At 69.7% G+C, this 6,585-nt stretch carries 5 protein-coding genes; all 5 read left to right on the top strand.

Features of this window, described 5'->3' with window-relative positions:
- Positions 1 to 136 precede the first annotated feature (136 nt).
- Entirely contained in the window at positions 137 to 1,300 is a 1,164-nt protein-coding gene (locus AC1DYI_RS23485) for a hypothetical protein (RefSeq protein ID WP_477206548.1), read from the top strand.
- A gap of 25 nt (positions 1,301 to 1,325) precedes the next feature.
- Positions 1,326 to 3,116, top strand: a complete 1,791-nt coding sequence (locus tag AC1DYI_RS23480) for a diguanylate cyclase (RefSeq protein WP_477206547.1) — start codon at positions 1,326 to 1,328, stop codon at positions 3,114 to 3,116.
- Positions 3,117 to 3,291: 175 nt separating this feature from the next.
- Positions 3,292 to 3,705, top strand: a complete 414-nt coding sequence (locus AC1DYI_RS23475; protein ID WP_477206546.1) for a MarR family winged helix-turn-helix transcriptional regulator — start codon at positions 3,292 to 3,294, stop codon at positions 3,703 to 3,705.
- A 34-nt stretch (positions 3,706 to 3,739) separates the two neighbouring features.
- Complete coding sequence (locus AC1DYI_RS23470; RefSeq protein WP_477206545.1) at positions 3,740 to 4,945, top strand: efflux RND transporter periplasmic adaptor subunit; 1,206 nt, start codon at positions 3,740 to 3,742, stop codon at positions 4,943 to 4,945.
- The coding region (locus AC1DYI_RS23465) for an efflux RND transporter permease subunit (RefSeq protein ID WP_477206544.1) at positions 4,942 to 6,585 on the top strand (1,644 nt) is incomplete at its 3' end. The genes AC1DYI_RS23470 and AC1DYI_RS23465, both read left to right, overlap by 4 nt.

Below are 6,585 nucleotides of genomic sequence, written 5' to 3'. Positions count from 1 at the left end.
CGTCTGCCTGGGGCGGATCTTGCGTGCGAGGTCGGTCCTCGGGCGTCTCGAGCATGGCGGGGCAGATGAAGGGGTGGGCCGATTATCCAGTTCCCGGGCGGCTACCATCGCACCCGAATGCGCGCAGGAGGGAAGAATGCAGACACTGGCCATCGCCAAGGGAGAGTTGTGGTTGCACCGCGACGGCCAGCCGCCGCGGCAGATCAGCTCGGCCTTCGCGCGCGAGGTGATCGAGCGCGATGAGCGCAGCCGCCGCAATACCTCGTGGAAGCACGCGCCGCGTGAGCAGACCGGCGTGATCCCCGGAAATACCCTGTGGGGCTCGCAGCAGTCGGGCCCGATGGCGCCGCCGCGCTATCTGCACGCCGCCTTCGGCCCCGACGAGCAGACCCTGTACTACGTGCTGCGCGTCGGCGAATCGACCGGCCTGTTCCGCCTGCACCTGGACGAAGACCGCGAGGTGCGGCTGTTCCACCGCAGCGGCATCGCCGTACACGGCCTGACCTACAACCCCAGCCACAAGCACCTGGTGCTGGCGATCGGCCTGTCTGACGGCACCGCGCAGCTCGAGGTCTACGACGAGGAAGGCACACTCAAGGGTGCCGTCACCGGCGGCGACTGCATCGACGCGGCCCCCGCGATGGTGCCCGGGGCTTCGTCGGCCCTGGTCTACCAGAGCAGCGGCGTGGCCCGCCACCCGCAGCATGGGCACCTGGCTGCTGTCGCCCACGCGACGCTGTGCCGGCTCGATTACAAGAGCGGCCAGCTCGAGACACTGGTCGACGACAAGCAGCATGATTTCGTCGCGCCGAAGATGGCCGCCGACGGCACGCTCTACGCCATCCGCCGTCCGGTCGAAAAGCCGGCCCACGAGCGGGCCGGCGGTGCGCTGGTCGACACGGTGATGATGCCGGTGCGCCTGCTGAAAGCCGTCTTTGGTTATCTGAATTTCTTCTCTACCGTCTATGGCAAAGAGCCTCTGCGCTCGGCCGGCGGCCCGCGCACACCCGAGCTCGACCAGGACCTGGGCCGCCTGTGGCTGCATGGCCGCATGATCGAGCTGCGCAAGGTGCGCGACGACCCGCAGCACGCCGGCAACCTGGTGCCCGGCTCATGGGAGCTGGTGCGCCGCACGCACGGCGGCAGCTGGCAGTCCTTGGCCAAGCATGTGGCCTCGTTCGACCTGCGCGCCAATGGCACGGTGGTCTACACCAACGGCTACCAGTTGACCGAGTGGCGCGATGGCACGGCCTCGCCGATCGGCCGGCACGAGCTGGTCGAGACCGTCGTGGCGTCGTAGGTCCTCGTCCATGCCCCCTTTCCTGATGGCGACCAAGCTCCCGCCACCTTCCCCTGCCATGCGCCTGGCCCGCCGCGCATGGAATGCGCTGCATGTTGATTCGGCGTTGGCCCGCTCGCTGGCCGAGCGGGCGGTCGAGTCCGCCCAGCGCGCGTCCGACACCGCGGCCGAAGGCTGGGGCCGGCTGGCGCTGGGCTTTCACCTGCTGTACTACGCCACGGCCGTCGAGGCGGCCGAGGAACTGCGCCGCGCCCAGGCCTGCTTCGACCAGGTCGGCGACCGCCCCGGCCACCTGATCGCCGGCGCCGGCATGGTCCGCTCGCTGTGGCGCCAAGGCCGCGCGCAAGAGGCGCTGGACATGGCGCTGCCGCTGCGCGACCGCGGCGTGCATGTGCTCAAGCACGAGCAGCTGGGCGTGCTGCTGAACGCGGTGGCCGGCTGCTACTCGGCCCGCGGCGACTCTGCGCAGGCCTTTGCCTACATGTTCGAGGCGCTGCGCCACGCCGGCCCGCGCAGCGGCCGTGGCTTCGACACCGTGCTGCATTGCAACCTCGCGCACGAGCTGCTGCAGATCGGCGACTACGAACACTCGCTGCTGCACGTGGCGCAAGGGCTGGCGCGCGGTGGTGCGCTGAAGAACGCACGGCTGCAGAGCGTGCTGTGGATCAACCGGGTGATCGGCCTGACCGAGCTCGGCCGCGCCGCGGATGCGATGCCCGATGTCCACGCGCTGCTGGCAATGCCGGCCGACGCGAGCGGCCGCGGTCGCATGGCCGCGCACTTCGAGACGCTGGCCATCGCCGCCGTCCGCGCGGGCGACCTCGAGCTCGGCGCCCGGTTGGTCGATCAATCATGGGCGCTGGGCGACGCGCTGCTGCCCGAAGAGCGCCTGGAGCGCTACACCGCCACTGCGTTGCTCGCCCTCGCTCAAGGCCGCCCCGCGGAAGCGCTGGCGGCGCTGTTGCCGGCCGAACCCGCCGCCGCCAGCGACCACACCGGCGGCTTGAGCGTGCGCATGCGGGCCCAGTTCTTTGCCGTGCTCAGCGAAGCGCACGAGGTGTGTGGCGACGCAGCCCGCTCGCTGGCTGCGCTGCGCCAATGCCAACGCCTGTACCGCCTGCAGACCCAGATGGCCTCGCTGGCGCGCTACCAGGCCGCCGCCTTGCAGACCGAGCTGCTGCGCCTGCAGCACCGGCTGGACGAGAACGACGCGCATCGCCGCAGCCTCGAACGCGCCCGCGCCGAACTGGCCGAGGCCAACGGCGCGCTGCAACGCAAGATCGACGAGGTCGAATCGCTGCAGCAAGCGCTGGTGCTGCAGGCCACGCACGACCCGCTGACCGGCCTGTTCAACCGCCGCCACCTCAACGACGCACTGCCGACGCTGTTCGCTTTGGCCCAGCGCGAGTCGCACACGATGGCACTGGCGATCATCGACCTGGACCACTTCAAGCACGTCAACGACGAGCACGGCCACGCCGCCGGCGACCGCTTGCTCGCCGCTTTTGGTGAGCTGCTGGCTGCGCAGTGCCGGCGCAGCGATGTGGCTTGCCGCTACGGCGGCGAAGAGTTCTGCCTGCTGATGCCGCGCACCGACGCGGCCGATGCCCGCCGCAAGGTGCAGGCGCTGCTGCGGCGCTGGCGTACCCAGGCGTTCGACCTGGGCGGCATCTCGTTGCAGGGCTTGAGCTTTTCCGCCGGCGTGGCCGACACCTCCATCGCGTCCACCTCGCCTGACGCGCTGCTGAAGGCAGCCGACGACCTGTTGCTCGCCGCCAAGCGCGAAGGCCGCAACCGCGTCGGCGTCGCGGCCTGACCGGCCAGCGAGGCCACCAGGCCACGACCGTTTCTGCCGCGTAAATCCGCCCGGTTAGGTAACAAGCGGTCACGCCGCGGTGGTACGCTCGTCCGTTGGTTAGCCCAGCTAAGCAATGCCATCCAAGCGCCCCACCCCCGCTCCCAAAGTCTCAGCGGGTGACAGCGCCTCCGAGGTGTTAGAAGTGATCCCGGCGGTGATGGACGCACTGCGCAATGCGATGCGCAACCATGTCGGCGACCAGCTCTCGGTGCCGCAGTTCCGCTGCCTCCAATTCATCGGCCAGCAACCCGGCGCCTCGATCAGCGCGGTGGCCGCCTTTCTGGGCGTGGCGCTGCCCACCGCATCAACCATGGTCGACCGCCTGGCACGCGCCGGCGCCGTCGAGCCCCGCACCGCCGCCGACGACAGGCGCCGCTCGCAGCTGCACCTCACCGAAGCCGGCGCCGCGCAACTGGCGCAGATCCGCCTGGGCGCACGAGCTGAACTGGCACAGGTGCTGGCCACTCGAAGCGCTGAAGAGCTGCGCATGCTGGGTGCCGGGCTGGCCGTGCTGCGGCAAGTCTTTGCTGCACCCAACTCGCCATAGATTTCTTGACGACAACTCCAACGACCGATCATCCATGACCAGGCTCGCCCCGCTTTGCCGCGCCCTTGTACTGTCTTCTCTCGTCGCGGCCACCCTGTCCGCCTGCAACAAAGGCGCTGACGCCGCGGGTGGTGCCTCAGCCGCGTCGGGCGCCGCTTCCGGCCCGGCCGCCGCCGCCTCGGGCCCGCCGGTGGGCGTGACCACCGTGACGGCCGCCAAGCGCGACCTCGCGGTCGAGCTGACGGCCACCGGCACCGTGACGCCGCTGTCCAGCGTGGACATGCGGCCGCAGCTGACCAGCGTGGTGTCCAAGGTGCACATCCGCGAAGGGCAGTTCGTCAAGTCCGGCGAGCTGCTGTTCACGCTCGACTCGCGCACCGACGAAGCCAAGGTCGCCCAGGCCCAGGCCCAGGTCGCGCGCGACCAGGCCGCGCAAGCCGACGCGCAACGCCAGCTGACGCGCAGCCGCGAGCTGCTGGCGCAGAACTTCATCTCGCAAGGCGCGGTCGACGCGAACCAGGCCCTGGTCGACGCGCAGACCGCGCTGGTGGCCTCTGACCGCGCAGCGCTGACCGCCGCCCGCGTGGCGCTGGGTTATGCGCGCGTCACCGCGCCCAGCGCCGGCCGCGTCGGCACGATCACCGTCTACCCGGGCAGCGCGGTGCAGGCCAACACGACCACGCTGGTCACCATCACCCAACTCGACCCGATCGCCGTGGCGTTCAGCCTGCCGCAGCGCCACTTGGCTGACGCGCTGGCCGCACTGCCCGGTGGCGGTGCAGCCGTCAGTGCCACGCTGCCGGAAGGCGCCGGCAAGCTTGAAGGCCGGCTGAAGTTCGTCGACAACCTGGTCGACCCGGCCTCGGGCACGGTGAAGGTCAAGGCGGTGTTCGACAACGCCGGCGACAAGCTGTGGCCGGGCGCGTTCGTCAACATCGCGATGACGGCCCGCACCTTGAAGGACGCAGTGATCGTGCCGCAGGCCGCGATCATCCAAAGCGCGCGCGGCAACATCGTCTACGTCGTGCAAGACGGCAAGGCCCAGGCCAAGCCTGTGCAGCTGGTGCATGCCGAGGGCGACGACGCCGCGGTCACCGGCGTGCAAGCGGGCGACAAGATCGTGCTCGACGGCCGGCAGAACCTGCGCCCCGGCGCCAGCGTGACAGAGCGGCCGCGCGAAGGCGCGGCGGCCGCGTCCGGCGCCGCCTCGGCGCCCCGCAAGAAGGCATCGGCACCATGAACCTGTCCGAACTGTTCATCCGCCGCCCGGTGATGACGGTGCTGCTGAACGCAGCCATCGTGCTGGCCGGCGTCATCGCCTACCGCAGCATCCCGATCGCGGCACTGCCGAGCTATGACACGCCGGTCATCAACGTGGGCGCGGGGCTGCCGGGCGCGAGTCCGGAAACGATGGCCACCTCGGTGGCACTGCCGCTGGAAAAGCAGTTCCAGACCATCCCGGGGCTGAAGACCATCAGCTCTTCCAGCACGCTGGGCAACACCTCGCTGACGCTGGAGTTCGAAGAGGGCCGCGACATCGACGCGGCCTCGGTCGACGTGCAGGCCGCGCTGCTGCGCGCCCAGCGCGGGCTGCCGCAGGACATGACCTCGCCGCCGTCTTACCGCAAGGTCAACCCGGCCGACTCGCCGGTGCTGTTCATCGCTCTCACCTCACCGTCTCTCGCACCGACCGAGCTGCAAGACTTTGCCGAGCACCTGATCACGCCGGCGCTGTCGACCATCGACGGCGTTGCGCAGATCAACATCTTCGGCGCCAAGCGTTTCGCGGTGCGGGTGCGCGTGAACCCCGAGGCGCTCGCCGCCCGCAACATCGGGCTGGACGAGCTGAGCGCCGCTCTGCGCGCCGCCAACGTCAACACCCCTGTCGGCACGCTCGAAGGCTCGCGCCAGACGCTGACGCTGCAGGCCAACCGGCAGCTGCGCAACGCGGCCGAGTTCGCCGAGCTGATCGTCGCCACCCGCGCCGGCAACAGCGTGCGGCTGAAAGACGTGGCCGCAGTCGAAGACAGCATCGAGTCGCTCAAGACCTGGGCCACGCTGAACGGTGATCCGTCGATCTCGGTCGCGGTGTTCCGCCAACCCGGCGCGAACACGGTGAAGGTGGTGGACGCGGTGCGCGCCGCGCTGCCCGAGCTGAAGAAAGAGCTGCCCCAGTCGGTGAACATCACCGCCGTCAACGACCGCTCGATCTCGATCCGCGATGCGCTGCACGACGTGACGCTCACCCTCCTGGGCACGATCGCGCTGGTCGTGATGGTGATCTTCCTGTTCCTGCGCCGCTTCGTGGCCACGGCCATCCCGACGCTGTCGCTGCCGGTGTCGCTGGTTGGTGCCGTCGCCCTGCTCTGGGGCCTGAACTACAGCCTCGACAACATCTCGCTGCTGGGGTTGACGCTGGCTGTCGGCCTGGTCGTCGACGACGCGATCGTGATGCTGGAGAACATCGTGCGCCACGTCGAGGCCGGCGAGCGCCCGTTCCAGGCAGCGCTGCGCGGCTCGCGCGAGGTGGGCTTCACGATCATCTCGATCTCGACCTCGCTGGTGGCGGTGTTCATTCCGATCTTCTTCATGCCGGGCGTGATCGGCCTGCTGTTCCACGAGTTCGCGGTCATCGTCGGCCTGGCGATCGTTGTCTCGGCGTTTGTTTCGCTGACGCTGGTGCCGATGCTGGCCAGCCGTTTCCTGACCGACGAAGAGCACAAGAAGCGCCCCGGCCCGCTGGTGCGGGTCTTCGAGCGCGGCTTCAACGCGCTGCTGGGCGCCTACAGCCGCACGCTGGACAAGGCGCTCGGCCACCGCAGGCTGGTGCTGGTCGTCGCGCTGCTGACCTTCGTCGCGACCGCCTGGTTGTTCATCATC

The sequence above is a fragment of the Ideonella sp. P3_A4 genome (assembly GCF_056403075.1).
The sequence above is the reverse complement of the archived record's forward strand: the minus strand, read 5'-3'. Positions and strand labels throughout refer to the sequence as shown.